Origin of the sequence: Burkholderia sp. LFS061, assembly GCF_047978125.1 — a bacterium.
In the GTDB taxonomy this organism is placed as follows: Bacteria; Pseudomonadota; Gammaproteobacteria; order Burkholderiales; family Burkholderiaceae; genus Burkholderia; species Burkholderia pyrrocinia_C.
This window is the reverse complement of sequence record NZ_JBFPFS010000038.1, coordinates 25,246-51,011: the sequence shown is the minus strand read 5'-3', so window position 1 is coordinate 51,011 and position 25,766 is coordinate 25,246. Positions and strand designations below refer to the sequence as shown.

Below are 25,766 nucleotides of genomic sequence, written 5' to 3'. Positions count from 1 at the left end.
GCATCCGGAGACACGCATGACCCCGATCGAGCAGGAAGTCCGACGCCGCTGGCTGCCCGTGCTGGCGGGCGGCCTGATCATGGGCGCCGCGCTCGGCATCCGCCATGTACAGGGCCTGTTCCTCGCGCCCGTATCGCTCGAGCATAGCTGGTCGCGCGAAGCGTTCGGGCTCGCACTGGCGCTGCAGAACCTGATCTGGGGCGTCGCGCAGCCGTTCACGGGGATGGTCGCCGACCGCTTCGGCTCGGTGCGCGTGATCGTCGCCGGGATGCTGCTGTATACAGCCGGGCTCGTCACGATGGCACACACGGCATCGACCGGCATGTTCACGGTCGGCGCCGGGCTCGTCATCGGCATCGCACTGTCGGGCTCGGCATTCGCATCGATCTACGGCGCGCTGAGCCGCCTGTTTCCGCCCGACCGGCGCGGCTGGGCGCTCGGCGTCGCCGGCGCGATCGGCGGGCTCGGCCAGTTCTGCATGGTGCCCGTCGCGCAGGAACTGATCGGCGGCATCGGCTGGCGGCACGCGTTCGTCGCGCTGGCGCTCGTCGCGGCGCTGCTAGCACCGCTCGCCGTGCTGCTGCGCGACCGGCCCGCGCAAGCGTCCGGCGCCGCCGCCGGCCCCGACCAGTCGATCGGCGAAGCGGTGCGCGAGGCGTTCGCGCATCGCGGCTTCTGGCTGCTGAACGCGGGCTTCTTCGCGTGCGGCTTCCAGCTCGCGTTCATCGCGACGCACCTGCCCGCGTACCTGCTCGACCACGGGCTGTCGGCGCGCCACGCAAGCGTCGCGCTCGCGCTGATCGCGCTGACCAACGTGGCCGGCACCTATGCGTGCGGGCATCTCGGCGGGCTGCTGCGGCGCAAGTACGTGCTGTCGGTGCTGTACCTCGTGCGCGCGCTCGCGATGACCGCGTTCGTCGCCGTGCCGCTGTCGCCCGCGAGCGTCTATGTGTTCGCGGCCGTGATGGGGTTCACGTGGCTCGGCACGGTGCCGCTGACGAACGGCGTGATCTCGCAGGTGTTCGGCGTGCGCTACATCGCGACGCTGTTCGGCTTCGTGTTCTTCGGGCACCAGCTCGGCAGCTTCTTCGGCGTCTGGCTCGGTGCGATCGTGTACGACGCGACGCATTCGTACCTGCCGCTATGGATCGGTTCGATCGCGCTCGGCGTGCTCGCGGCGCTTCTGCACCTGCCGATCGACGACGCGCGCGTCGCGCGCCCGGCATCGGGCAACGCGGCATGGGCATGATCCGCGCGGCGCTGGCGGCCGGCATGCTCGCGTTCGTCGCATGGTGCGGCGCGGCCTACTTCGATTCGGGTATCGCGTACGCGCTGCTCGAACACGTCGCGTTCTGCAACTGACGCGGCGAACCGTGCCGCGCGGGCAGACGGTCAGCGACGTTTCGGCAATGCGGCCAGCGCATCGAGCGCGCGAACGCGCGCGGCGGCGTGATCGACGAGCGGTGCCGGATAGTCGACGCCGAGCCGCACACCGGCCGCGTCGAGCTGCAGCGGCGACGCTTCCCACGGCGCGTGGATCGACGCGGTGTCGAGGCCCGCGAGTTCGGGCACCCAGCGCCGCACGTACGCGCCGTCCGGGTCGAACTTCCCGCCCTGCGCGACCGGATTGAAGATGCGGAAATACGGCGCGGCGTCGGCGCCGCAGCCGGCCACCCACTGCCAGCTCGCCGCGTTGTTCGCGGGATCGGCGTCGACCAGCGTGTCCCAGAACCACGCTTCGCCCGCGCGCCAGTCGATCAGCAGATGCTTGACGAGGAACGACGCGACGACCATCCGCACACGGTTGTGCATCCAGCCGGTGGTCCACAGCTCGCGCAGGCCCGCATCGACGAGCGGATAGCCGGTCCGGCCGCGCTGCCATGCGCGCAGCGCCGCGGCATCGTCACGCCACGGCATCGCATCGAACTGCGCGCGGAAGTTGTCGGTCGCGAGCGCCGGGAAGTGATACAGCAGCGCGTAGCTGAATTCGCGCCAGCCGAGCTCGCTCAGGAACTTGTCGGCGCCCGCAACGTACGCCGCGCCGCCTGCATTCGCGGCGCCCTGCACCGCGTGCCACACCTGTCGCGGCGATACGTTGCCGAAGCGCAGGAACGGCGACAGCCGGCTCGTCGCGGGCCGGTCGGGACGATCGCGCGCATCCGCATAACCGGCAAGCGACGCCGACAGGAACGCGTCGAGCCGTTCGTGCGCACCGACTTCGTCGGGTGCGGGCCACGCGTCGCGCAGGCCGCCGGCCCAGTCCGGCACGGGCGAACGCAACGCGAGCGCGTCGAGCGCCAGCGCACGGTCACGCACCGTTTCCGGCCACGGTTGAAACACGATCCGTTCCGGTTCCGGCAGCGGCGCGGCGACCGTGCGGTCGCGGCGCGCCGCGCGCCAGTACGCGGTGAACACCTGGTATGGCGCACCGCTGCCCGTCAGCACCTCCCATGGCTCGTTCAGCAGGCTGCCGTTGCTGCTCTCGACCTTGACGCCGCGCGCCTTGAGCGACGCCTTCAGCGCCGCGTCGGCGTCGCGCTGCGGCTGCGCGTAGCGGCGGTTCCAGTACACAGCCGCCGCGCCCGTGTCGCGTACGACGCGCTCGATCTCGCGCTGCGCGTCACCGCGCAACAGCAGCAAGCGCCCGCCGTGACGCGCGAGCGCGGCGTCGAGCCCGGCCAGCGACCCGTGCAGCCACCAGCGCGCTGCGCCGCCCGGCCGGCGCCCCGAACCGGCACCCGTATCGTCGACGAACACGCACACGAGCGGCCGGCCTGACTCGACCGCGCGCGTCAGCGCGGGCTGGTCGGTCACGCGCAGATCGTCGCGAAACCAGACGATCGCGGGAGCAACGGACGACTTGGCGGGCACGGGCACCTCGATGCGGAAAGCGGAACAGGATGCGTATTGTCGCGGCTGCGCCACACGGTGTCGATGTTCGACGTTCGACGTGCCAACGTGCCGATGACGGCCACGGCCATCGCACCGCGTCGCGCGTCCGGTGAAACGCCTTGGTCCATTCCGACGATTCTTCGCCGCGTCCGCCGGCCTACGCTCGATGTCGGGTGCATGTGCACCGCGATGCGCGGTACGTGCCGGCCGTGCTCGCGGGTGCGGCCGGCTGATTCGGCTGACCCGGCCACGACGCGCGCCGCGCAACGGCTGCACGGCGCGCGTCGCCGATCGCTTCGTCAATCGAGCCGGAACGCCGCCTCGAAACGCGCGGCGAATGCGTCGAACTCGGTTTCCGGCAGATGGTTGATGCCGCCCGCGCGCTTGCGCCCGCCGCCGGTCGCAAAGCCGCGGCAGAACTCGTCGGCGCCGAGCGGCCGGCCGTCGGGCACGCGCACGCTGACGACGAGCCCGCCATCGGCGCGCGGCGACAGCACCGCGAGCGCCGCATGCGGCGCGTTGCGCATTCGTTCGTTCGCGAGCATCCCGGTCGCGCGCCGCGCCCACGGTTGATCAGGCATCCGTACCAGCGTCGCGCCCGGCACCTCGCGCAGCGGCGCAAGCGCGCATGCGCGCGCCATGTCGTCGCGGTAGCCGTCGCGCAGTGCGGCGAACACGGCGGTCCCGCGCACGAAATCCAGCGGATCGACGCACGGCAACATCGCGTCGGCGAGCGCCGCCGGATCGAAGTACAGATCGCCGATGCAATCGCCGTACGCGTTGTAGTTCAGGTAGAGCCCGAGTTCGGCGAGCGTGCAACGTTCGGCGTCGTCGATCCCTTGCTCGCGCGCGAGCGCGCCGCCGAGCGCCGGCAGTTCGTCGCCGAATGCCGCGACGATCGCCCAGCGCACATGCCGGCCGCCAAGATGGCGGTTCACGAGCGCGCTCGTGCAGACATCTGCCGCCGTGTCGATATATGCGTGGAAGCCCGGATCGGCGGGTAGCTCGCCTGCGAAGTGATGATCGAAATAGCGGACTGTCGCCCCTTCGCGCAGCAGTCGCGCGCACGCGTCGCGGTTCTGATCGTGCGACACGTCGAGCACGGTGACACGATCGCCGGCCCGCGCATCGATCCGCTCGAGCAGCCGGATGTCGCGCTTCACGCCTGTCACGAGCAGGCCGTGTGCGCCTTCCGCGAGCCGCAGTTGCTGAAGCGCGCACAGGCCGTCCGCATCGCCGTTGAACGCGAAGAAGTGCCGTCCATGGTGGTTGTCCTGCATGTTCCGTCGCTCCGTCTTCAGCATGAAATCGCCGCCGTTCGCGCACATGCCATGCACACCGAGCGCGCGAGCCCGGTATTTTGCCGCAACCGCGCGCGCTCCTCGATACAGCGTAGCCGGATTCACCTGCAAATGGCTTGCAGCGCACACGCTCACAGTAGTTATACGTCATCAGACATTACTAAATATCCAATCGATCTCATGACATTCACCAATATCCGGGAAATTTCCGGGTAAACCCGTGACGTCTCCAGTAACACTCAGGCGTACCATGTCGTACGACGACATACTACATAAGCCACCACCCAGACGCCGACGCGGGCTGCCGCCCCGTCCGCCGCCCGACCGGAGACACCGTTGAACCCGCCCTCGCCCGCGCTACCCGGCCGCGACCCGCTCGCGTCCGCCGTCTCGAAAGTGAAGTGGCACGTGCTGCCGCTCGTGCTGATCATGTTCATCGCGAACTACATCGACCGCGTGAACGTCGGTTTCGTCGATCGCCACCTCGAAGCGTCGATCGGCATCGGCGCAGCCGCGTACGGGCTCGGCGCCGGGCTGTTCTTCGTCGGCTATGCGCTGTTCGAAGTGCCGTCGAACCTGCTGATGCAGCGCTACGGCGCACGCGTGTGGCTCGCGCGGATCATGGCGACGTGGGGCATCGTCGCGGCCGCGATGGCGTTCGTGTGGAACGACACGTCGTTCTACGTGCTGCGCTTCCTGCTCGGCGCGGCCGAGGCCGGCTTCTTCCCCGGCGTCGTGCTGTACCTGTCGCAATGGCTGCCGCCGCAGGAGCGCGGCAAGGCGATGGCGATCTTCCTCGGCGGCTCCGCGTTCGCGTCGGTGCTGTCCGGGCCCGTCACCGGCGCGCTGCTGTCGATCCGCGGCTTCGGCCTCGAAGGCTGGCAATGGATGTTCCTGATCGAAGGGCTGTTCTCGGTCGCGCTGTGCGGCGCGAGCTGGCTGCTGCTGAAATCGCACATCCGCGACGCGACGTGGCTCACCACCGACGAACGCGCGGCGCTCGAAACGGCGCTCGACGCGGAGCGCGCAACGCGCGACGTACGCTCGAACGTGCCCGTGCGCGCCACCTCGCTGCTGCGCGATCCGCAGATCATGCTGTTCTGCTTCCTGTACTTCTCGATCCAGCTGACGATCTACGCGGCCACGTTCTGGCTGCCGACGATCATCCGCAAGATGGGCGGCCTTACCGATTTCCAGGTCGGCCTGTACAACACGATTCCGTGGATGATCGCGATCGGCGCGATGTACGGTTTCGCGGTGTTGTCCGCGAAATGGAAGCATCCGCAGCGCTGGCTCGCGTTCGCGCTCGTGCTCGCCGCGTGCGGGCTGTTCGCGTCGACGTCGCACGATCCCGTGTGGTCGTTCGCGTCGATCTGCTTCGCCGCGCTCGGCTTCAAGGCTGCGGCGTCGCTGTTCTGGCCGATCCCGCAGGGTTACCTCGACACGCGCGTGGCCGCGGCCGTGATCGCGCTGATCAACTCGGTCGGCAATCTCGGCGGCTTCGTCGCGCCGACGGCATTCGGCTATCTGAAGCAACATACGGGTTCGATCACGGGCGGGCTGTATGCGCTCGCGATCGCGTCCCTCGTCGCCGCGGTCGCCGCGCTGTTCGCGCGCACGCACCGGCGCAGCGATCCGCCGCGCGGCCTGCCGGCCGACGAGTCCTTCACGAACGCTACGATGCTCCGCCATGCCGAACACTGACCGCCTGACCGTCGTCGTCTCGAATGCCGCCGACGGCGACCTCGCCACGTTCTCCCTCGCGAGCGACGGCACGCTCGCGCCGCTCGCCCGCTATCCGGCCGCCGACGTCGCGCTGCCGATCGCCGTGCAGGCCGACCGCGCGCGGCTCTACGTCGCGACGCGCGGTGAGCAGCCGACGATCGTCGCGTTCCGCGTCGCCGCAGCCACGGGCGCGCTCGCGCACATCGGCGCGACCGCGATCGATGCGAGCCACGCGTACCTGTCGCTCGACCGCAGCGGCCGCTGGCTGCTCGGTGCGTCGTACGGCGGGAATTCGCTGAGCCTCTACGACGCCGCGCGCGTGCGCGACGGCGACGGCGCGCCGCTGCAGGTGGCCGGCGGCATCGCGAACGCGCATGCGGTGATCGTGTCGCCGGACAATCGTTTCGCGTACGTCAGTTCGCTCGGCTCGGATCGCGTGTTCAGCTTCGCGCTCGTCGAGGACGCAGCCGGCCTGCGTTTGGCCGAACACGGCGAAACGCGCGTGCCGGCCGGCTTCGGCCCGCGTCACCTGCGATTCGCGCGCGACGGCCGCGCGCTCGTCGTCGTCAGCGAATTCCAGGGCACGCTCGCGACGTTCGCGCGCGATCCCGACAGCGGCCGGCTCGGCGACGCGCACGTGAGCGCGCGCCACCCGGCCGTCGCCGAACTCGCGCAAGGCCATGCGCGGCCGCCCGCGCCTGCCGAACCGTCCGTGTGGGCCGCCGACCTGCACCTGACGCCCGGCGAGCGTTTCGCGTATGTCAGCGAACGCACGTCGAGCCAACTGCTCTGTTATCGCCGCACCGCCGACGGCACGTTCGAGCCCGCGCACGCGACAACCACCGAAACGCAGCCGCGTGGGTTCGCGATCGATCCGTCGGGGCGCTGGCTCGTCGCGTGCGGCGAGCAGTCGGAATACGTGTCGGTATATGCGATCGCGCCGGACGACGGCGCGCTGTCGCTGCACGCGCGTGCAGCAGGCGGCCGCGGTGCAAACTGGGTCGAGATCGTCTGACCAAGCAATGCCTGGGCACGATCCGGCAGATCCGCTGCGAACGCCGGTCCCCCGTGCCCTCGCTCAGCGCCGCTCGCTCGGCGCAACACCCGTCCAGCGCTTGAACGCACGCGTGAAATTGGCGCGGTCCGTATAACCGACGCGCGCCGCAATCTCGTCGACCGGCAGCCGCGTGCCCTCCAGCAGCCGCAGTGCATCGCGCAGCCTGATCTCGTCGAGCAGCGCCGAATAGGTCGCGCCGTACTCGGCGAGCTTGCGCTTGAGCGTGCGCGCCGATACGTGCAGCTCGCGCGCGACGTCGTCGACCGACGGATAACCGCCATCGCCGCAGATCAGCAGGTTGCGCACGCGCTCGACGATGCTCTCCGCATAACCGAGCCGCGCGAGTTCGGCCTCGCACTGCTGGACGATCATCTGCGCGGTCTGTGCGTTCGCGGTACCGATCGGCTCGTCGAGCAGTGCGGCGTCGCAGCGGATGCGGTTCGCGCTTGCATCGAAATGACAACGCGGCAGCCGCGCGCGATAACGCTCGAACCATGGCGGCTCGGGCCATTCGAAGTGCAGTTCGGCACGCGACTGCAGCGTACGCCCCGGCGCCGGATACAGCAGCGAATTGAACAGGATCGCGGTCTCGACCAGGAAGTTCTCCACTGCAAACTGGCGCAGCCGGCCGAGCGGAAACGCTTCGAGCACGTCGATGTCGACGATCCCGTCGAGTTGCGCGAGCCGCACCGAGAAGAACGGCACGCGCGTCGGCAGATAGCGGATGCCGAGCGCGATCGCCTCTCCAAGCGTCGCGCAGCTCATCAGCCCGAAACCGATCAGCCCCGCTTTCGTCAGGCTGCTGCGCAGGCCGATCTCGATCGCGATCGTCGGGTCGTCCGTCGCGTCGAGCAGGTTGAACACGATCGCCGCCTGCTGCAGCGGCGTGATGCGCGCATCGGGCTGCGCGAGCCGCTCGCGCTCGACGCCCGAGCCGGCGAGAATGCGGTCGTTATCGATCCCGCGCTCCTCGGCCAGCATCAGCATGAACAGCGCATACGCGGACGACACCGTCGCCTTGTTCAACTGGCGCGCGGCATCCGGGACGGACAGGGCCATGCGGCGGACTCCGAAGCGATTTCGGCGGATTGTAGCGCCGCTGGCCCGCAATGACACCGCGGCGGCACTCTAGCCTCGCGGCGCGCGATCGGCCGCCCGCTCGCCGGCCATCGTGGCCCGAAATGACACCACCATTGGCACCGGCGGCCCTCGCGTGCGGTGCGGCGCCCGCCTATGCTTGTCACATCGGCATGACGCCCCACTCTTTCCGCACGGATTCCGGTCGATGAGCCAACCCGCACGAACCGTCTTTCGCAACGACGCAGACAAGGTCGCGTACGTCCGCCGCGAGGTCAACGCCGCGAGCGATGCGATCCGCGCGCGCTTTCCGCTGCTCGACAACCAGAACCTCGTCGGCGCGACCGTGATGGCCGTGTCGGTCGCCGCGATGCTCGCGATCGCGTGGCTGTATGCACGCGGCACGATCGCGTGGTACGTCGCGCTGCCGCTCGCCGCGTTCGTCACGTCGCTGATCCACGAACTCGAGCACGACCTGATCCACTTGATGTACTTCAAGAAGACGCCGTGGGCCTATCACCTGATGATGGCGCTGTGCTGGCTCACGCGGCCGGGAACGATCAACCCGTGGACGCGGCGGCGCATGCACCTGCATCACCACAAGGTGTCGGGCGGCGAATCGGATCTCGAGGAATTCGGCATCACCAACGGCGAGCGCTGGGGCGTGAAGCGCCTGCTGATGATCGCGGACGGGATGCTCGCCGTCGTGCTGCGGCCGGCCGCGATGCACCGCAAGGTTAAGCAGTACGTTGCCGCACAGTCGGTGCAGGATCCTGCCGAGCGCATGCAGTTGCGTGTCGAGCAGGTGTCGTCGTACATGCCGGTCGGTCATGTGTACTACGCGCTGTGGCACGCGTTCATCGTCTATCACGTCGGCCTGTTCGCACTGCACGCGTTCGGCTATGCGGTGACGGTGCCGGCCCTGGTCGAGCGTGTGATGGATATCGTCGATTTCCTGGCGGTCGTGTGGCTCGGGCCGAACTTCGTGCGCAGCTTCTGCATCAACTTCGTCAGCTCGAACATGCATTACTTCGGCGACATCGATTCGCGCAACGTGATCCAGCAGACGCAGGTACTCAACCCGTGGTGGATACTACCGTTCCAGTTGTTCTGCTTCAACTTCGGCAGCACGCACGCGATCCATCACTTCGTCGTGCGCGACCCGTTCTACATCCGGCAACTGACCGCGCGAACCGCGCATGCGGCGCTGCGCGAAGTGGGCGTGCGCTTCAACGACGTCGGCACGTTCGCGCGTGCGAATCGCTGGGGTGCTTATCGTCCTTCGCGCGGCACGCGTCACGTGCAGGTCGACGCGTAATACCGGCGCCGGCAGCGCGCCGTATCAATCGCCGATCGGCGGCATCGCTCCCTGCCCGCGGATCCACGACCAGTTCGCGAGTTCGGCCATTTCCTTGTCGCCGCGGCTGTCGCCGTACGCGAACAGTTGAGTCGGCGGCCGGTCGCCCCACCACCCGCGCAGCCGCACGACCTTCTGCGGCCCCCAGCAGTTCTCGCCGTCGAGCCGCCCGGCGAATGCGCCGCGCTCGAACGCAAGCCGCGTCGCGAGCACGGCGTCGAAACCGGCCGTCTTCGCCCACTTCTCCAGATACAGCGACGGCGACGCGCTGACCAGCACGACTTCATGCCCGCGCGCCCGATGCTCGCGAATCCGTTCGAGCATTTCCGGACGCACGAAGCGCGGCAAGTATGTATCGACGAACGTGCGTGCCAGCGCATCGAGCGCGTCCTCGCGAACCGGCCCGAACGCGAACGACGCGAACTTCGCCTTCGCGTCGCCGCGCGACAGCAGCCCGGCCTTCATCGCGACGATCCACGGCAGCGCGCGCAGCCCGGCCCACGCGAAGCGCGGCGTGCCGACCGCGTAGCGGACAAAGTGGCGGAAGCTGTCGGTGGTCGTGATGGTGCCGTCGAAATCGAATGCGGCGACGATGCGGTCAGTCATGGAGAATCGGCGGAAAAGCGATGAGATGCCCGGGAAGATAGCAGACTCGCGCCAGTGCGCGCGAAACGGCGTGACGAAGCATGGCCCGGGCAGCGACCACGCGCGCCGAAGCGCACGTGGCCGTCGTGCCGTTCGCTCAGCGCTGCGGTCGCGCCGCCAGCGCCGCGGGCAGCACGACGTTCATCAGGTGATCGGCGCGCGACAGCAGGTCGGTCACGCGCTCGTCGAGCCCGCGCAGTTGCGCGGGCTGTATCCGGATCTGCTGGACGGCCTGCCCGACGATGTTGCGGCGGTCGAACAGCGTGCGCTCGACGCCTGCGTCGTCCGGCACGCGCACGACGTCCGCCACCGCGCTCAGCGCCGCGAGCACGACCACAAGGTTTTCTTCCGCATGGCGAACCTTCGCGGCAAGCTCCTCGGTGCGACGCGGGAAGAAGCCGAGCGATTGCTTGAGCGCGCCGAGCGCCGCGCGGTAGTCGACATGGCTCGACGCCGCGCCGAACCAGCGTTCGAACATGCCGGCCTTGCGCGTCGCCTGCGCGAGCAGGCCGGCCATCATGTCGGCCGCGCCGAGTTCGTTGAATTCGCGCGTCGTCGCCGCGACGGCTTCGACGAGGTTGCCCGCCGTCTCCAGCGCACCGTCGCCGATCGTCGCGACCGTCGCAAGCTTGAGCGGCACCAGTTGCCGGATGTGCCGCTCGATGCGCGGCGCGAGGTCGGGATAGAGATTCGGGAAGCTGGCCTGCGCGGCGCGGAAGCACGCTTCGAGCAGCGAGTGGTTCGACTCGCCGAACAGCGCGCGGCCAATCGCATCGGCGGGCGCCGCGCGCACGGCCTTGTCGGACGCCGGCCCGAAGTCGAGCGCCTGCGGCGCCGGCCGGTCGGGCACACGCGCGGCCGGCACACCGGCCGTGGGCGGCGCGTCGAACGCAAGACGCCCGGGCGTGCGCTCGGGCGTCGTATCGAACTCGAGCCGCTTCGGCTCGTCGGACGGATTCGTCATCGCTGCATCCTGCCCGGCGCGGCGGTTTCCCGCGCGCCGGGCTGCCGCCAGTCAGACCGCGCCGCCGTACGCGCGCACGAAGTCGCCGAGGCCACGGTTGTAGCCGGCGCCGACCGCCTTGAACATGAAGTGGCCGTCGCGGCGATAGAAGCTGCCGACCTGCACCGACGTCTCCATCGAGAAATCTTCCTCGAGCGCATACTTCGCGATCATCGTACCCGACACCTCGTCGGCGATCTGGATGTAGCTGTTGCGAACCTGTCCGAAATTCTGGCGGCGCGCTTCGGCCTGGTCGATCGTCACGACCACCGAGATTTCCTCGACGTCGGCAGCAAGCTTCGTCATGTCGATGAAGATCACTTCATCGTCGCCGCCGCCGCTGCCCGTGCGGTTGTCACCGCTATGCACGACGCCCATGCACTTCGACGCCGGCATCCCGCGCTTCGGGAAATCGTCGCCCGGCTGGATGAAGGTTTCGTTACGGTCCATCGTACGCACTTCGCTGTTGTAGAACACGAAGTGCTGATCCGAGATCAGCTTCGGATTGGTCTGCGCATCGTACTTGCACAGGAACACCGACACGTCGAGATCGAAATCCGTGCCCGTGTCCGTCGCGTTTGCGTCCCAACCGAGACCGATGCGGAATTTCTGCGTGCCGGGCGCTTCCTTCGACAGGTTGACGCGACCGCCTTTCGACAAATTGATCATCTGAACCTCTTCTGCTGGAACCGCCGTTGCGCCGGCGGCAATGCCGGGCCGCCGTGCGCGGCCCCTCGTTGATGGTGTCCGTGCCGCGCGTATTACTTGCCCGCCACGGCGGTCCGGTCTTCCTTGCGTTGCACGACGATCGACGACCACACGGCCGCCGCGATCATCGCCGCACCGATCAGGCCCGTGACGACCTCGGGCACCTCGAACTTCACGCCGAGGAACATGATCGTTGCGAGCGCACCGATCGCCCAGAACGCGCCGTGTTCGAGAAAGCGATACTGCGCGAGCGTGCCCTTCTTCAGCAGCACGAGCGTCATCTCCCGGATGTAGGCCGCGCCGACGCCGAGGCCGAGCGCGATCAGGAAGATGTTGTTCGACAGCGCGAACGCGCCGATCACGCCGTCGAAGCTGAACGACGAATCGAGCACTTCGAGATACATGAAGCCCGCGACGCCTTCGCGCACCACGCGCGTGCCGGTGTCCTCGCCGCCGATCAGGTCGCCGATGCCGTGCGCAATCACGAAGCTGATCACGCCGAACGCGCCCGCGAGCAGGAAGCTGACCTGCTCGGCCGCCGGCACATAGAACGACGCGACGATCACGATCGCGAGCGTCAGCGCCACTTCCAGCGCCGTGATGCGGCCGAGATGGCGCATCGGGCCTTCGAGGAAACCGATCCAGTGCTCGTCCTTCTCGGTGTCGAGCATGAACTTGAAGAACACCATCAGCAGGAACGCGCCGCCGAACGCCGACACCTGGTGATGCGCGGAGGTCAGAATCGCCGCGTACTTCTCCGGCGATTCGATCGCGAGCGTCAGCGCATCCCACATTCCGATGTGGCCGATCACCGCGACGATCAGCAGCGGGAACACAAGCCGCATGCCGAACACGGCAACCGGCAGGCCGAACACCATGAAGCGGTTGCGCCACTTCTCCGACCAGTTCTTGAGCACCGATGCGTTGACGACCGCGTTGTCGAGCGACAGCGAAATTTCGAGCACACACAGGACCGCGACGATCAGCATGTCCTTTACGCCGCCGAGGAGATAGGCCGCGACCAGCGCGAGCACCGTGAGCGACAGCGGGATCTTGAAGTCTTTCAACATGATGGGGTAATCGAGTTTTGAAAAAGGGGCATGCGGGCCGCGCTTACTTCGCGCGCACCCAGTCGCAGAATTCCTGCGTGATCAACTGTTCATAGATCTGTTCGTCGCTGAGATCGAGCGACTCGAGATGCAGGAAGCCGACGTTCGGCATTTCGTCCGCGACTTCCGCGAGGAAGCCGAATTCGTTCGGATCGCCAACGCCGACGAGCGACCAGTACAGCGGAAAGTGCTGAGACTCGGCCATCAACTGGCGCACGCGCTTGCGGTCGTTCTTCGGGTTCTGCCCGTCGGTGACGAACAGCACCCATGCGGGCAGGTGGCCGTTCACCGGTGCGGAGGCGGCCGGCGCGGATGCTTCGCCCGCGCCGCCGAACAGCCGGCTCAGGAAGCCGCGCTTTTCTTCGCGCTTCGGCTCCGGCGCGCGGAAGAAGAAGTCGACGATGTCGTTCATCACCGGCGCGTACTGCGTGCCTCCCCACTTGTCGATCCGGGCTTCGAGCACGTGATCGGAGATGTACGAGCCGTAGTTGTCCGGCGTCGCGGTCGGCAGGCGGTCGTAGCCTTCGGTGAAGGTCCACGTATCGACTTCGCCGTTGTCGTCGAACTTCAGTGCGATCCCGAGGATCCGGTCGTGCGTCTCCTGGATCACGCCCGACTGGTAAAGCGGCTTCGCGGAGCCCGAGATGTCGAGCGCCGCGCCGACACGCACGACGGGCGGCTTCAGGATCTGGCGTTTTTCGAGGACGATCGCGACCTTCGCCGCGCGTTTCTCAAGCGTAATCATGCGGTGTTCCTTAGTTATGCTTCGGAGCGAATCGGGTGATCAGATCCTGTTCGAGCTGGCGCAGGCGCGGCGCGTCCTGCTCACGCTGGCGCTTGCCGTCGGCGATGATCTGCGTGACGTCGTCGAATGCGCCGAACAGCTGCTGCTGCGCGTATTCGAACGTGTCGGTCGAGATCACCGGGCGCTGGCCGAGCTTCGCGACTTCCTGCGCGTTCTGGCGATTCAGGTCGGCCTGCGCGCGGATCGCCTCGTCGGCCGCGTCGTATGTCGCGTTCGCGAGCGCCGCCGCGCGCTTCGTGCCGAGCTGCTCGAGGTAGAGCGCGAACGCGTTGGTCCACGCGGGGATCAGCACGGTCTTGATCGTCATGAACTTCGACGTCAGCGTGCGTTTCTGGTCCTGCTCCATCCGGATCTGCGGCGCGAGCTGCTTCGACATCAGCATCGCGCGGTCGAGGTCGTCGAGCTTGCTTTCGAGCGCGTCGACCTTGCGCTTCACGTCGAGCAGGCGCTGCGCGGCGAACGCGTCGCCCGCCGGCTGCTGGCCGGCCGCGAGATGCGCGCGCAGCGTCGCGAGCGCCGATTCGCCGTGCGCCTTCGACTGCGCGAGCTCCTGGTGCAGCGCATAGTTGTCGTTGTACATCCGCTCGAGCTCGTCGATGCCGGCCTTCTGGCGCTGCGCATGGTTTTCGAGCTCGACGATGAGCGTATCCATCCGCTTGCTCACCGACTCGTATTGCGACAGCAGCTTTTCCTTGGTCGAGCGGAACAGCCGCGTGACTTGCGTGATGAAGCCGCCCTTGTCGGCACCGCGCGGGTCGAGTCCTTTCGCGGTCGAGATCAGTTCGTTGAGCTTGTCGCCGAACTGGTCGGCGTCGGACGCACGGACGATCGCGAGTATCTGCTGGGAGAAGGCCGCGATCCGCGTACCCTGCATCGCGCCGAGTTGGTCGATCTCGTCGACGGTGATCAGGCGCGCGTGCTCCGTCGGCTGCGCTGCCGGCACGACGGCGGCGGCAGGCACTGCGACGGGTGACAAAGACGGGGTGGAAGGACGATCGCTGACCGCATCGGATTTCTTGTCATCGAATAGCGGCTTCATGTGGCTACCACGTTTCCTTTTCTGCTTTTTGCTACGTGTTGTCGTGCGCGCGAGGCGCGCTTCCGCGATTGCCGTCGTGCTCTCTCACTGGCGGCAGACGGACAATAAATGGCGACGGTGCGATGCGTCAAGGGAGGTCAATCTTTCATTTTCAATACACATTGTAATGTGGACGATCGAAAATCTCGATGCGTGCTCCGGGAGGACGCGGGCAAACCCCTTGATGGAGTGAGAATCCGGATTTGGCGGGCGGCCCGGAAAGCGCCAAATAGAAAGTGTTTTGAAAGAAATCGACTTGCGCTATTCCGCTGATTGTTACAGATTGCTTAATGCCGCACACTGTCGCGACTCATCAGGCGGCGTACCCGTCGATATGCGGACCTGCGGCCGTATCGCACCAATCACCCTGCGTCGGTCCTACTCTGAATAACCTTGCGTTGCCGGACCCGCATCGTGACGACGGCCACACCGCGGCAAGTACGCGTTGTTTCCGCCGCGTGCGCGGAACCAGTCCTTTGCTTGCGTCAATCGGTGTGAGTTTCGAAGGTGCAACGACCACCACTACGGTCGGATGTTCGATGTCGGTCGTTCCGACAAGATTGTCGCCATGACGATTGAGACGAATCCAACGCGTCTGACAAGAGTGAAGCGGTGCATGGATGTTCCTGATCGAACCGGTCAATCACGCGGACCAGTCCGGCACTCCGTCGAACTGGAGCGCTGCTGTCGTGCAACGTAGTGAATTTCTCGAGGCGAGCGATCCGGCAATTCATTCCCGCCCGGACGACGCCAGACTCGAAATCAGCGTCGCGCCGCACGATGTCTTGTGACCGTCGAAAGCGGCGGGTTTTCCGTCGATGATGACCTGCGGATCGCCTTCGGCGATAAAGCACGCCTGATGCCCTGAGATCGGGCAGACGCACGTATCACCGAGTCGGGCGACCGGCCGCCCCATCACTTCACTGACCGCGCTGCCGGTCACGACCTGACCTCCGTGGCTCGTCGCATCGCCGCCCCGAATGATTCCGCGCATGCGCGCTCCTTATTCCGAATAACCTTGCGACGCCGGCCGCGCATCGTGACGGCGCCCCCACCACGGCAAGTACGCGTTGTTTTCGCCACGTGCACGGAACCAGTCCTTGCCTGCGTCGATCGGCGTCAGCTTCGAAGGCGCGACGACCACCACCGCGGTCGGATGCTCGATGTCGGTTGTTCCGGCTACGAGCACGTTTCCGCCGAGATGATTCGCTCGGCCGATCGCCAGCGCCACATCGGTCAGCGCCGCACCGGCGCCCATGTCACCGAGCAACGCCGACGTATTGAAAGTCTGCGTACGGAAATCGTATTCCGGCAGCACTTCCGTCAGCGTCTGCGACAGTGCGGCAATTCGTGTCGATGCGGCATCGCTGCCCTTGCCCGCGTCGTGCACGATGTAATTTACCGACGACACCGGCACGCCTGCATTACTCGCCGCCGTATCGATCGTCGACTTCCATGCCTGTACCGCACGGCTCGCGCCTTGCTTCCCTTCGAAATCCTTGACGTTACTTCGTGCAGCCTTGCCGATCCATGCCAGCGGCTCACGTTCGGTCTTCAGGTCGGGGCCGGCGAGGAACAGCACCACCATGTTCTCGTTGATCTGTTCGTCCTTCGGCGGGAAACTGGGTGCATCCCAGTTCATCACCCACGCGCTCTTGTCGGGGTGGGCGGCCAGATAGTCCAGCGCTGCGTTCAGCGATGTAAAGCCGGCATTCCCCTGACCCGACGTCACATGCACATCGGGCGGTGTGTCGTGGCTCCACAGGTCTTTTGCAGACGAATTTCCAATCTCAAACGCGCTGACCATTTGGTCACGCAAATATGCCTTTGCCGTGATTGGATCAAGACGACCAGCAGGAATTGCCAATTCAACATGCACCCCAGCCAACTCACGCCACCTACCTCTATCACTAGGCTTTACGGTATAAAAATAATTAGAGTTTGTCACATATCGAGTGCGGAACAATACCAGCAACTCATCGATATATTTCTCGTAAAATCCACCAAATGACTCTTGCCCAGCACTACCGTCCGCGACGATCGATATCGCCTGAACGGTAGAGTATTTTTTGGGATTGGTCCGCACCATATCATCATTCTTGTTCGCGGAAACCAGACCCAATGCCCATAACAATTGCCATTCCGTCGGATAATCACGGCGCTGCAACGGATTGAGCCATTCAAGGCCAACAACTTGTGCCACGAAAGGTTTCGCCGAGTCGATTTTTGGCTCAGACGCATCTTTCGATCGCGGTGTCGCCGCCACCGCACTCGACGTCGCCAGCATGGTAGAAAACACGAAAACCAAAATAGCCAGCAATCCGGGAACCAGCACCATTCTCTTCATCAGATCTCCTGCACTTGAATTTCCGGCAGATACATTGCTCGGCAATGTCATCGTAGCAGCCAACGTGATCGCCGCCAAAAGCATAACGAGAATCGCCAACCCCAATCGCCGCTGCCAGGTGGCAACAATGACCTTCATAGCACACTCCCAACCCACATGAAGAATCCGCCATCCCGTTCATCGTAGATTTTTTCCGGCATGCTTGCAATCGGATCGACCTTAACCCATTTTTGCAGGAACATGTCCTTATATTTCCCCTTCTTTATGTATTCCGCAAAATATTCATTTTGACCATTCCTCACCAATCCACTCAGAAATCGCCAATCAGCCTCTTTTCTGAGGTTAGAAAAATCACTTTCCGTCAGATAGCAAAGACCAATTGCAACATCGTAAGCTAAAGCTTTTTCTGCATGGTCTCGATTTGTCATGACTGTCGAATGATTGGTTGGATTATTCTTATCCCCACCATCCAGAATATCGAATATTTCTTTATTTCTCCATTTTTTGTAATCTTCGCTTGCATCCGCCGGACGATCCTCCCCAACCACTGTTCCATCTTCATCAACCCAGTCGCGATTCTTCGACCTTCTCGCTTCCATCCGAAGAATCGAGTGATCCTCATACCGTTGCGCAGCCTCCGATTCAGCATCACCCTTCGCTTTCAGCGCGTCACCCTCGGTCTTGAACTTTTCCGACTTCGTGTCGAAGTTGTCGTACGGATCGTCATCCCGCTTGCTTTCCTTACCAGCATCGCGCGCGGCCGATGGCGGATCGTAACCCTCGTTGAAGCGCCCTTCCTCGATCGGGTTCCCCTGCCCGTCGCAAGCGCCCGATGGTTTGCCGTAGCGCAACGCCTGCGGCTCGAAGCGTGTTTCCTTGTCGAGCATCGGCGCCGTAATCGGGATTTCCCAACCTTTCGGCGGATCGGCATTGACCTTCATGTCCGTCAAATTGAACAGATAGAGGCCCGGGCTCGTTACAAGCGTGATGAATTTCGTGAACAACCCCTCATTGGAATGCATGCCCCGTCCGAGACCATACCGTGCAGGCGGTGACGGTGGATACCAGAAACCCTCCTTCTCGTTCTTGTCCTTCCGCCAGTCATCCTGCCAATACCGGTAAAGCTTGTTCTCGCCGCCTACCTGGAAATTCGATGCGAACACACGTTGCGAGAAAACGCCCCACCCGTTTGTCGCATTGATCTCGTCGATACACATGCCGCGCCAGCCGATTCCCTGGACGGTCAGTGCAGAAATCACCTGGTCGTGCGGGCAGCAGTACAACGTCACTCTCCCGTAGGTGTTTTTCTGGTACAACCCGTGCGCCTCTCGGTCCTTGGCTGCGCTATACGGTTTCCCGCCGTTCTTCGACGGTCGCGCGTTTTCCATCGCGCGATCGAGATCCTCTGCAGGCATCTCCAGATCGGCCCGGGCGCGAAGGATATCGAAGTACTCCCGTAGCGTTTCCTTGCGCGCGACATAGGTCTCGCGCCCCACGTGCCCGTCCTTGTCGCGGACCCCGCGCTGCGCCCAGGTGTCGGTCATGTTGCTTTCCACGAGGCTGTACGGGGGATTGGCGAGAACATAAGTGTCCGCAACGCAGCGCCCGCTCTTGCCCCACTGATCCGTTACCTCGGGCAAACGGTCTCCAAGGAATGCGGCGGCGAGACCGATCATGTTTCCCTGGCTATGGCACACGATCGTGATCGGCGCGTCAGCCTGTCTCTTGCGAATCGATTCGACCAGGCGCGCAAGCCGCAGTGCCCCAAGCACGCCGTAAGTACGCGGCGGAGTCGAGTAGATCTTGCGATTGCCGATGCCATTCATGTGCTGCACGGTCAGCCACAGGAAGAGCCGGTCGTTCAATCCGTCGTTCCATAGGTCCGGCAGGCTTGTACACCCGCCCGCGAACGGCCCACCGCCCCAGTAGTTCTTTTCGTTGAGCATGATCTTGTCGCCATACTCCTTCAGCTCCTCCGCGTTCGCGGAATAGCCCCACCGAAAATGAATGACGGGCGAAAAGGACGGATCAGGCTTGATGTACGTCTTCGAGGACATTTCCGGATTCAGGAATCCGTCAGGCGTCAGGCTGTCGATATAACTGACCGGCGTCATCTGCCCGGCCACCGGCCCGCAGTGAAACAACTGATCGTCATAACGCCCCATGCGCCGGTTCAATCCGTCGCACAGTCCTTTCTCGGCCTCCTTGAACCATTCGCCCTCCGAATTCACCCCGTGGACGAAAATGACGACGCCCGGCAGCGGCATCTGCATCACGCATTGAAGGTCGTTGCGGTTGAACAGCGTCGTCCCCACTCCACCGCCCACCGGCATCTGCGACGGATCGGTCGTCGGCGTCTGCCCGTTCGCGTCTTGCGCAAAGTCAAAGTTATAGTTGGACATGTTGTTTTTCTTGAAGACTCAGCTCAGGTTCTCGACTTGAAAAAGCGAACCGCCAATTGTTCGAACTGATCGCTGCTGACCGGCGACAGCTTGCCTTGCGCGTCGGTCTTCCCCTTGATCAACTCGCCCGACGCCTTCCGCACCTCGGCCTCCATGCCCTCGACCGGTTGCCCGTCGGTGGCCCTGACCAGCTTCGGCACCCGCCCCAGCGAGCCCTGATCGAACTTCGGAAAATCGGCGCTCATGCTCGCCGGCCCGGCCCACGTGTGCGATGCGGATTTGACGGTAAAACTCCCCGGACATCCGAGCTCGATATCCCCGCCATGCAGCTTCAGATACGCGCCGCCCGACGTCACGAACACGACCTGCTCGCTGGCCATGCCCGCGAGCTTCCCGCCTCCCGCCGTCATCTGGATGTTTTTCGCCGAATCGATCTGCGTATCGTCGTTCTGGCTCTGCAGCGCAACCTTCCCCCGATTGGCTATCGCAGAAACCCCTTCGCTGTGCGCGAACATCGCCACACCATGCCCGGCCTGCAGGTTGATCCGCTGCCCGCTCGTGTATTGCAGGTGGTTCTGCGCGACGACATCGACGTTACCGCCCGCATGGGTCGTGACGGTCTTCGGCGTCGCCATGCTGATCCCAGCGGGCGCGGTGATCCCGATCGCCGCCACCGACGCGCCTGACGACTCGCCGCCCCCGGACGCTTCCCCGTTCGGCCAGCCTTTCACCGTCGTCACGAGCGCATCGTGCGGCTGCGTATCCGGTGCAACACCCTGATGCTGGCCCGCATAGTCGCCGAGACTCTTGAACAATTCGACGCATTCCTGCATCAGTTGCAGATACTCATCCCGCGCGAGGTGACCGTCACTCGCACGCAGCCGTTCCCAGGCCGAGATCAGCATCGCCTTGCCGCTGCGAATCGCGACGTGCGCATCGCTGCGCAATTCGGCGCCTTCGCCACGCGCCGCGCCCTGGCCGTTATCGCGCGGCTGTGTCAGATAGCCGAGGTTCAACTGGCTGTACGCGTGCTCGCTCGCCAGCTGGCTACTGATCTGCCCCGGCGTATCGTCGAAGCGGATCTGGTTGTATCGCTGCCCCTTGATTTCCTTCGTCTTCGTACCGGACAGATAGCGGTTGCCCGGCAGCGCACCGGTATGGCTGAAGGTCGCCGGCATGTTCGGCCCGTTGGCCAGCACGCCCATTACGACGAGCCGGTCCGGATCGCCGCCGATATGGCCGATCAGCACCTCCATGCCGACGCGCGGCAAGGTATTCGCGCCGAAGCTCGGCCCGGCGAGCGCGCAGGCGACGCGTACCGGCGCGCTGTCGGACGGCGTGCCGCTCGTCCCGGCGCCCTGCGCGTGCGCGTGATCGTCTGCGTTCAGCCCCTGGATCCGCACACGGATGCGGCCCATTTCATCGCAAAACACCTCCTCTCCCTGCGGCCCGACGACGACGGCCGTCATCGGATGCACGGGCGGCAGGTCGACATGGGGATCGTAGGCAGGCGTCAGCGGCACGCCGCGCCGAACGCACGAGAACGTGTTCTCGTAGCGCGCGTCGCTTTCATCGCCCGGCTTGCTGCTCACATCGGTCGGCACGGCGTTGAACAGCACGCGGCTTGCCGCGAACAGCGACTGCGCGCGCTCGTTCAGTTCCTTCGGCAGGTTGTTCCGCACGCGATGATGAAGCGACGTGACGACGAACTGCCGCTGCTCGGCCGGCAACGTATCGAGTTGCGGATGCTCGGCGAGCGCAAACCAGTGACCCACGGCCAGATCGCGCACATTGCTCACGCCGTCGACGGATTCGGCGCGCAGCTCGTGCGCAAGCATCCGGTCCTTGCCGATCCGGTCGAGGTCCGACGACGAATTTCCAGCGTGCGGGATATCGATGACGGCGTCGGCCAGCAAATGCCCGAGGTCATTGCCGCCGTCGCCCTAGTCGACGATCGTCGCCTGCTCGGTTTGGGACATCCGGCCGCTCTTGTAATCCCACGTCGGCCGGACGATCTTGCCCGGAATCAACCTGCGGCTCGTCGCCCACAGCGTGATCGAATCGCGCTCTTCGGTGGCTGCATCGCGGTGGTAACGGACGGTGCCGGCAACCGTCTCCGGCAGCTTCATCGAGTCGTCGGCAAAGACAAGCGTATGCACCGGCGTGTCGTTCGCATTGCCGTTCGCCCGCTCGCCCGCCTTGCCCGCCTTGACGAATACGGTCGCACCGTCCCGCCGCAGCAGCCGCCGGATGAAGTGCGCATCCGACTCGTTGACCTGCCGCGTGAGTTCGCGTGCCGGATAACGCTCGCCTTGCAGGCCGGACAGATCGAATTCGAATGCGCCGGCGAGCGCGGAGCTGCGCTGGCGCCACTCCTGAAGCAGCACCGCAAGGATGTCGGGCAGGCTCTTGGTGCGAAACAGTCGCGAGTTGGTCCGCCGCTCCATCACGGACAGCACGTCGCGAATCGTCAACTGGTAGCAGGTCAGGGACCCGTCCGACTGTCCGGTACGAACGTCGGTGACGATACCGTTGATGGTGTGGAGACGCCCGCGATCGGTCGTCATCTCGACGGAGACAGGTAGCCCGATGAAGCTGCGGATCGGGAGATCGGCACGTGCGGACACGCAGGTCAGATGCCCCTCGATGCCCGTCATCAATCCTTCCCGGACGTCGGCATACTGGAGGGCAAGCACCTGCTCGAGCGTCTTCTGGGCAGGCCCCCAGTTCATGCGAATCGGTCGTTTATTCTGATCGACAACCCCGGACGCAAATGCGCGTAGCAATTCGGCTGTATTCACAGCGTGACTCTCAGGATTTTGTTTTACTTCGTTATTCATCGGGCAACCACGCCCGCTGGTCCGTCCTGGGAGTGCCGCCCGTCTCGTTTTCGGCGAGCATATCAAATTGTCAGGGCGATGACGAACTTTTGAAGGATTTTAGAACCCCTTGAGTAAACCGTCTGCCAGGGCTTTAATTCACAATCTTTCAAAGCAGTCGTAGTCGGTGACGAGCAGATATGCGGCCGGCGTCTCGAACTGGCGGAGCAGCACATAGCCGGAAACGGTGAGACCGGAGCACATGCGTGCGTGACGGCCACGATTCGTACGGACCGTCGTGCGTTTCGAGCGTAAAGCGATCGACCGGCTTCATCGCCGCGCCAGTGTCGGCGTGCCGCTTTCCCGATGCATCGCCGCATCAGTTCGCGGTCTTGCGATACAGCGCGACATACCCCGCGAGCATCAGCAGCAGCGACCCGCTGACCCGGTTCAGCCACTTCTCCCCGGCCGCTTTCCATACGCGCACCGAATGCACGCCGAGCAGCGCGTAACCGGTCATCCCGATGACGTCGATCGCGACGATCGTCGCCGCAAGGATCGCGTATTGCGGCGCGATCGCGTGCGACCGGTCGACGAACTGCGGCAGCAGCGCGGACATGAACAGGTAGTACTTCGGGTTGCTCATCGCGACGAAAAAGCTCTTCAGGAACGCTGTCCGGCGATCGGGCGTCGGGTGCTCGGGTTCCTGCGCCGCGGTGGAATGGCCGCTCGACATCAGCATCCGGATGCCGACATACGCGAGCCACGCCGCGCCGAGCAGCTTCAGCGTCACGAACGCCGTTTCCGACGCGTCGAGCAGCACGCCAAGGCCGAGCCCGACCAGCGCGACGAACACGACGTCGGCGGTGACGGCGCCGAGCATGCCGACCATCGCGTGACGCAAGCCGTATCGCGAACCGTTGCTCATCGCAAGCAACACCGTCGGGCCGGGCGTCGCGACGCCGACGGACAGGATCAGGGCAAATGCGAGCAAGGCGGAGAGCGACATGGCGTGGCATTCCTTCGAAGGGAGCGGAGCGAATGGGTCGCATCGTCGGCATCGGCCACCCGGGTTGCAATCGGCTCAGCCGATTTGTTACGACGAATGCGAACCGGCCAATGATCGCACGTCCGTTCCGATGCCTGCGCGGCGACTGTCGATGACGACGGATTTCTGATGGGCGTGCAAGGGGGTGGCGAGCCGCCGCCAGAGTTTGCTATACTCTCGGACTTCCGGAGAGATGGATGAGTGGTTTAAGTCGCACGCCTGGAAAGCGTGTATAGGTTAATCGCCTATCGGGGGTTCGAATCCCCCTCTCTCCGCCAGAATGCAAGAAGCCCCTTGATTTCCCGACAAATCAAGGGGCTTTTCGTTTTGGGCGTTTGGGGCGCCGACACCCTCCCCATCCACCCGCCTCCCGCGTCACGGGTGCCTGATGTAATCCACCAGCGCCCGCGTGTAATCATCCGGCCGCCGATCGCACAAACTCACCGCAATCGCCACCGCAAACCCCGCCGGCACGCCGAACACGCCCGAACTGATCGGCTCGATCCCGAACCACGTGCGCCCCGCGAACCCCGTCAACTGCGTGAAGTACGGATAGGTCGACACGATGTAGTACACGCACACCGCGAGCCCCGTCACCATCCCGGCGATCGCGCCGCGCGTCGTCGTGCGCTTCCAGAACACGCCGAGCACGAGCACCGGAAAGAAGCTCGATGCCGCCAGCGAGAATGCCGCGCCGACGAGAAACAATATCTTCCCTGTATTGAGCGACGCGACATACGACGCGAACAGCGCGACGCCGAGCAGCAGCACCTTCGAGATCGTCACGCGCCGCTGGCTCGATGCGTCGGGTGCCACCATGCAGTAATAGACATCGTGCGACAGCGCGTTCGCGATCGTCAGCAGCAGCCCGTCCGCGGTCGACAGCGCGGCGGCAAGCGCGCCGGCCGCGATCAGCCCCGACACGACATACGGCAGCCCCGCGATCTCCGGCGCGGCCAGCACGACCATGTCCGGCTGCATCTGGATTTCCGACCAGTGCACGATGCCGTCGCGAATCACCTCGACGACGCTGATCAGGTCGGGTTCGAAGTGATGCCATTGCGTGACCCACGCCGGCAATTCGGCGAACGGCCGCCCGACAAGGTTCGCAAGGATCTCGTACTTGATCAGCACCGCGAGCACCGGCACGCTCAGGTAGAACAGCGCGATGAAGAACAGCGTCCAGCCGACCGAGCGGCGCGCCGACGCGACCGACGTGGTCGTGTTGTAGCGCGTCAGGATATGCGGCAGGCTCGCGGTGCCGAGCGACAGGCACATCAGCAGCGCGAGGAAATTCCGCTCGCGCGGCTTGCGTTCGTCGTCGCTCGCGGCGGGAAACGGCTCGTGCATCGGCACGGGCGGCTCTGCACGGGCCAGCAGATCGTCGCGCGCCTGCGTCCACGCGACGCGCGCCGCCGCCGGATCGCGCGGGAAGTCGGCCAGCTCGCGCTCGCGCTGGCTGATCTCGCGCAGCGGCCCGTTGTGGCGCCGCAAGTCGGCGAGCTGGTCGACGAGATGCCTGCGCGCGTCCGCATAGGACGTCGGCAACCGGTCGAGCCGCGTCTGGATGTCCGCGGCTTGCCGCCGATACGCGTCGCGCACCTGCTGCTCGTCGGCCGCATCCCGCACCTGCGCCTCGCGCGCCGCGACGCGCTCCATCAGCTTGCCGTAATTGAACTGCGGCACGGGGCCGAGCCCGTTCTTCATCGCGATCAGCGACACCGGAATCAGGATCGCGCTGATCAGGATGATGTACTGCGCGACCTGCGTCCACGTGACCGCGCGCATCCCGCCGAGAAACGAGCACACGAGAATGCCCGCGAGCCCGCAGAAGATCCCGATCGCGAAATCGACGCCGATGAAGCGCGTCGCGATCAACCCGATCCCCTGGATCTGCGCGACCAGATACACGAACGAACACAGGATCGCCGCGCCGGCCGCCAGCGCGCGCACGGCCGTGCTCGAGAAGCGCGTGCCGAGAAAGTCGGGAATCGTGTAGCGCGCGAGCTTGCGCACATAAGGCGCGAGCAGGAAGGCGACGAGGCAGAACCCGCCCGTCCAGCCCATCACGTACGCCAGCGCGTCGTAGCCGGTTGAGTACAGCGATCCGGCCAGGCCGATGAACGACGCGGCCGACAGCCAGTCGGCCGCCGTCGCCATCCCGTTGAACGCGGACGGCACGCGCCGCCCGGCCACGTAGTACTCGACGAGATCGGACGTGCGCGACAGCAGCCCGATCACCGCATACACGGCGATCGGCACGAACAGGAACACGTAGCCGATCCAGACACCGGAGCCGGTCGCGCGCTCGATCCGCCACATCAGCAGCACGAACCCGAGAAAACCCAGCGTGTAGAGCGCGTATGCGCGTATCAGTCGATGCGTCAGCATGA

At 65.1% G+C, this 25,766-nt stretch carries 19 protein-coding genes, 1 tRNA gene and 2 pseudogenes; 6 read left to right on the top strand and 16 right to left on the bottom strand.

The window, feature by feature from the left end; translation table 11 throughout:
- The first annotated feature begins 16 nt into the window (after positions 1-16).
- Both ACNQQL_RS27140 and ACNQQL_RS27135 read left to right on the top strand, forming a co-directional pair.
- Positions 17-1,249, top strand: coding sequence for an MFS transporter (locus ACNQQL_RS27140; RefSeq protein WP_347066989.1), 1,233 nt, complete (start codon positions 17-19; stop codon positions 1,247-1,249).
- A complete protein-coding gene (locus tag ACNQQL_RS27135) occupies positions 1,240-1,362 on the top strand; it encodes a hypothetical protein (RefSeq protein ID WP_258281448.1) in 123 nt (40 codons plus the stop codon). Before ACNQQL_RS27140 ends, ACNQQL_RS27135 begins: the two co-directional genes overlap by 10 nt.
- Positions 1,363-1,392: 30 nt before the next feature.
- Here the strand turns inward: ACNQQL_RS27135 and ACNQQL_RS27130 are convergent, their stop codons facing one another.
- Positions 1,393-2,871 carry a deoxyribodipyrimidine photo-lyase gene (locus ACNQQL_RS27130; protein ID WP_347066987.1) on the bottom strand — a complete coding sequence of 493 codons (1,479 nt, stop codon included), beginning with the start codon at positions 2,869-2,871 and terminating at the stop codon, positions 1,393-1,395.
- 320 nt (positions 2,872-3,191) lie between these two features.
- Entirely contained in the window at positions 3,192-4,172 is a 981-nt protein-coding gene (locus tag ACNQQL_RS27125) for an acetyltransferase (protein ID WP_347066985.1), read from the bottom strand.
- 357 nt (positions 4,173-4,529) lie between these two features.
- On the opposite strand from ACNQQL_RS27125, the gene ACNQQL_RS27120 reads away from it, so the two are divergent.
- The gene (locus ACNQQL_RS27120) at positions 4,530-5,897 is read left to right on the top strand and encodes an MFS transporter (RefSeq protein WP_347066983.1); all 1,368 of its coding nucleotides are present in this window, start codon (positions 4,530-4,532) and stop codon (positions 5,895-5,897) included.
- Positions 5,884-6,933 (top strand): lactonase family protein, encoded by a 1,050-nt coding sequence (locus ACNQQL_RS27115; protein ID WP_347066981.1) that lies wholly within the window; start codon positions 5,884-5,886, stop codon positions 6,931-6,933. Before ACNQQL_RS27120 ends, ACNQQL_RS27115 begins: the two co-directional genes overlap by 14 nt.
- A gap of 63 nt (positions 6,934-6,996) precedes the next feature.
- On the opposite strand, the gene ACNQQL_RS27110 is transcribed toward ACNQQL_RS27115, so the two are convergent.
- Positions 6,997-8,034, bottom strand: coding sequence for an AraC family transcriptional regulator (locus ACNQQL_RS27110; RefSeq protein ID WP_072436951.1), 1,038 nt, complete (start codon positions 8,032-8,034; stop codon positions 6,997-6,999).
- A 226-nt stretch (positions 8,035-8,260) separates the two neighbouring features.
- On the opposite strand from ACNQQL_RS27110, the gene ACNQQL_RS27105 reads away from it, so the two are divergent.
- Complete coding sequence (locus ACNQQL_RS27105; RefSeq protein WP_347066979.1) at positions 8,261-9,370, top strand: fatty acid desaturase; 1,110 nt, start codon at positions 8,261-8,263, stop codon at positions 9,368-9,370.
- A gap of 24 nt (positions 9,371-9,394) precedes the next feature.
- Here the strand turns inward: ACNQQL_RS27105 and ACNQQL_RS27100 are convergent, their stop codons facing one another.
- From ACNQQL_RS27100 to ACNQQL_RS27045, 12 genes and pseudogenes are all read right to left on the bottom strand, one after another.
- The gene (locus ACNQQL_RS27100) at positions 9,395-10,015 is read right to left on the bottom strand and encodes an HAD family hydrolase (RefSeq protein WP_347066977.1); all 621 of its coding nucleotides are present in this window, start codon (positions 10,013-10,015) and stop codon (positions 9,395-9,397) included.
- 136 nt (positions 10,016-10,151) lie between these two features.
- Positions 10,152-11,018 carry a hypothetical protein gene (locus ACNQQL_RS27095; RefSeq protein ID WP_347066975.1) on the bottom strand — a complete coding sequence of 289 codons (867 nt, stop codon included), beginning with the start codon at positions 11,016-11,018 and terminating at the stop codon, positions 10,152-10,154.
- A 51-nt stretch (positions 11,019-11,069) separates the two neighbouring features.
- Positions 11,070-11,726 carry a TerD family protein gene (locus tag ACNQQL_RS27090; protein WP_072436947.1) on the bottom strand — a complete coding sequence of 219 codons (657 nt, stop codon included), beginning with the start codon at positions 11,724-11,726 and terminating at the stop codon, positions 11,070-11,072.
- A gap of 92 nt (positions 11,727-11,818) precedes the next feature.
- Entirely contained in the window at positions 11,819-12,835 is a 1,017-nt protein-coding gene (locus ACNQQL_RS27085) for a DUF475 domain-containing protein (RefSeq protein WP_072436946.1), read from the bottom strand.
- Positions 12,836-12,878: 43 nt separating this feature from the next.
- Entirely contained in the window at positions 12,879-13,619 is a 741-nt protein-coding gene (locus tag ACNQQL_RS27080; protein ID WP_347066973.1) for a VWA domain-containing protein, read from the bottom strand.
- A gap of 10 nt (positions 13,620-13,629) precedes the next feature.
- The gene (locus ACNQQL_RS27075) at positions 13,630-14,718 is read right to left on the bottom strand and encodes a toxic anion resistance protein (RefSeq protein WP_347066971.1); all 1,089 of its coding nucleotides are present in this window, start codon (positions 14,716-14,718) and stop codon (positions 13,630-13,632) included.
- Positions 14,719-15,135: 417 nt separating this feature from the next.
- Positions 15,136-15,310, bottom strand: a pseudogene (locus ACNQQL_RS27070) (virulence factor); the annotation flags it as partial.
- Between the two features lie 177 nt (positions 15,311-15,487).
- Positions 15,488-15,751, bottom strand: coding sequence for a PAAR domain-containing protein (locus ACNQQL_RS27065; RefSeq protein WP_347066969.1), 264 nt, complete (start codon positions 15,749-15,751; stop codon positions 15,488-15,490).
- 9 nt (positions 15,752-15,760) lie between these two features.
- The gene (locus ACNQQL_RS27060) at positions 15,761-17,242 is read right to left on the bottom strand and encodes a virulence factor (protein WP_347066967.1); all 1,482 of its coding nucleotides are present in this window, start codon (positions 17,240-17,242) and stop codon (positions 15,761-15,763) included.
- A complete protein-coding gene (locus ACNQQL_RS27055) occupies positions 17,239-19,506 on the bottom strand; it encodes a hypothetical protein (protein WP_347066965.1) in 2,268 nt (755 codons plus the stop codon). Before ACNQQL_RS27055 ends, ACNQQL_RS27060 begins: the two co-directional genes overlap by 4 nt.
- A 23-nt stretch (positions 19,507-19,529) precedes the next feature.
- Positions 19,530-22,307, bottom strand: a pseudogene (locus tag ACNQQL_RS27050) (type VI secretion system Vgr family protein).
- A gap of 397 nt (positions 22,308-22,704) precedes the next feature.
- Complete coding sequence (locus ACNQQL_RS27045) at positions 22,705-23,334, bottom strand: LysE family translocator (protein WP_347066963.1); 630 nt, start codon at positions 23,332-23,334, stop codon at positions 22,705-22,707.
- Between the two features lie 226 nt (positions 23,335-23,560).
- On the opposite strand from ACNQQL_RS27045, the gene ACNQQL_RS27040 reads away from it, so the two are divergent.
- Positions 23,561-23,651 (top strand) — tRNA-Ser (locus ACNQQL_RS27040).
- A 97-nt stretch (positions 23,652-23,748) separates the two neighbouring features.
- Here ACNQQL_RS27040 and ACNQQL_RS27035 read toward each other — a convergent pair.
- Positions 23,749-25,764 carry a sodium:solute symporter family protein gene (locus ACNQQL_RS27035; protein ID WP_072436939.1) on the bottom strand — a complete coding sequence of 672 codons (2,016 nt, stop codon included), beginning with the start codon at positions 25,762-25,764 and terminating at the stop codon, positions 23,749-23,751.
- Positions 25,765-25,766: the final 2 nt, after the last annotated feature.